This is a genomic window from Gilliamella sp. HK2, from assembly GCF_001690265.1.
GTDB lineage: Bacteria > Pseudomonadota > Gammaproteobacteria > Enterobacterales > Orbaceae > Gilliamella > Gilliamella apicola_C.
In genome coordinates this window covers 1-944 of sequence record NZ_LZGV01000015.1, presented here as the reverse complement: position 1 = coordinate 944, position 944 = coordinate 1, and the positions used below count along the sequence as shown (strand labels likewise).

Annotated in this window: 1 protein-coding gene; it reads right to left on the bottom strand. The window is 45.7% G+C overall.

The window, feature by feature from the left end:
- A partial coding sequence (locus A9G45_RS00950) for a type VI secretion system Vgr family protein (protein ID WP_176701800.1) occupies positions 1–944 on the bottom strand: 944 nt, incomplete at both ends.

The window sequence follows — 944 nt, the reverse complement described above, 5'->3', positions numbered from 1 at the left end:
TTGCCCTTGTACACTTAAAATGAGGATACCGTCATTAATATTCGTTAGCGGACTGCCGTTGATATTAATCCATTGACCGGGGGCAAGGTTATAGCGATTACTCTTACCTTTAATGATAATTTGCTGGCTAATCGCCTGCTCATGGCGGATTTTGGCATACCATTGACCGCTTTCAATGGCGTTATCTTGCTCAATACCGTCATCTTGCGGTGACGGGTTAGCGGTTTGTGGTTGGCTAGAGTTAGCGGCTTTATCATTTGGCTTACTCTGCTGACCTTGTCCGTTTTTATAATGCTCTTCGTAACGGTAATCAGTGCCTTGCGTGGTGGTGGTTTTCGGTTGGGTGTTGATATCAGTGAGTAAATCGGCTTTGGCATCACGGTAGTTATAGTCTTGAACAGTCACTGAGGCGGGTACCACTTCGCTATGTAAGGTGATATCCCAAACACTTTCCACGCCCGTATCAACCATGCCACTCGGCAGTTTATAGTCGATATTGGCCACCTGTGCATAGCCTTGTTCATAATCACTTAACACCATCACATCACAATCATGCTCGGCATGGGTTTCAAAGCGGAACCAGATACCGACATCAGCCAATAAGCGTTGAATAAATTCTAGGTCGCTTTCTTGCCACTGAGTGATAAACTCCCGTTCAGGGTAACTGTCTTTGAGCACTAACCGGTAATCAATGCCGGTAAAGCCGTGGCTGCGTAGCACTTCTTCAACCACGCTGACCACGCTTTGATTTTGAAATATGGCACTATTTTTCCCCACGGACAGCCGTGCTAAGCACGAAGATAACACGACTTGGTAATGAGCTTCATCTTTATTGACTGATAGCTGGCTAAATTCGGTGATGACCCCATACAAGGTACGTTTATTCGTCACGGCGGGCAAGTCACTTAGTGAACGAATAGCGGAAGTTAATGGCTTGTTAATAA